Origin of the sequence: Fibrobacter sp. (assembly GCA_024399065.1) — a bacterium.
In the GTDB taxonomy this organism is placed as follows: Bacteria; Fibrobacterota; Fibrobacteria; order Fibrobacterales; family Fibrobacteraceae; genus Fibrobacter.
The window spans coordinates 1-1,122 of the sequence record JAKSIB010000111.1 but is presented as its reverse complement, the minus strand read 5'-3'; the positions used below and the strand labels follow the sequence as shown (position 1 = coordinate 1,122).

Sequence of the window (1,122 nt, the reverse complement as noted above, 5' to 3'; positions counted from 1 at the left end):
GTTGGTATGAGTAGCGAAAAGAACGGTGAGAATCCGTTCCACCGAAAGCATAAGGGTTCCTGGGCAACGATCGTCGTCCCAGGTTAAGTCGGGACCTAATCCGAGGCATGGAGCGTAGGAGATGGACAACAGGTTGATATTCCAGTACCGGTGACAATTGTTTGAGCGATGGAGTGACGCAGGAGGGCAGGCGAGCAGGAGATTGGTAGTTCCTGTGCAAGCGTGTAGGCTGGTGTGTAGGCAAATCCGCACACTGTAAGGCTGAGGCGTGATGCGTAGAGAGTAGCGATACTTTCGAAGTCGTTGACCCCACACTGCCGAGAAAAGCTTCTAGTGAGAAAGTCACCGCCCGTACCGTAAACCGACACAGGTATGCGGGGAGAGAATCCTAAGGTGCGCGGGAGAACCCTCGTTAAGGAACTCGGCAAAATGTACCCGTAACTTCGGGATAAGGGTAGCCGGCATTGTGAAGGAACTTGCTTCTGGAGCATAGCCCGGTCGCAGAGAAGAGGCCCAAGCGACTGTTTACCACAAACACAGGTGCCTGCTAAAGAGAAATCTGACGTATAGGTGCTGACACCTGCCCAGTGCCGGAAGGTTAAGGAAGGATGTCCGGAGCAATCCAAAGCATTCGACCGAAGCCCCGGTGAACGGCGGCCGTAACTATAACGGTCCTAAGGTAGCGAAATTCCTTGTCGGGTAAGTTCCGACCCGCACGAAAGGTGTAACGATTTGGGCACTGTCTCAACGAGGGACCCGGTGAAATTGAAGTACCTGTGAAGATGCAGGTTACCCGCGACTGGACAGAAAGACCCCATGGAGCTTCACTGTAACCTGACATTGGGTTCTGATACAGCATGTACAGTATAGGTGGGAGGCTTGGAAGCGAGGACGCTAGTCTTCGTGGAGCCGACGTTGGGATACCACCCTTGGTGTATCGGAATTCTAACCGTAGGAGTAACGACCCTCGGGACAGTGTCAGGCGGGCAGTTTGACTGGGGCGGTCGCCTCCCAAAGAGTAACGGAGGCGCCCAAAGGTTCCCTCAGAGCGGTTGGAAATCGCTCGCAGAGTGTAAAGGCAGAAGGGAGCTTGACTGAGAGCCAAACACGGCGATCAGGTAC

1 rRNA gene is annotated in these 1,122 nt (G+C 54.2%); it reads left to right on the top strand.

Annotation, left to right across the window (positions count from 1 at the left end):
- Nucleotides 1-1,122, top strand: a 23S ribosomal RNA gene (locus MJZ25_16700); the annotation flags it as partial.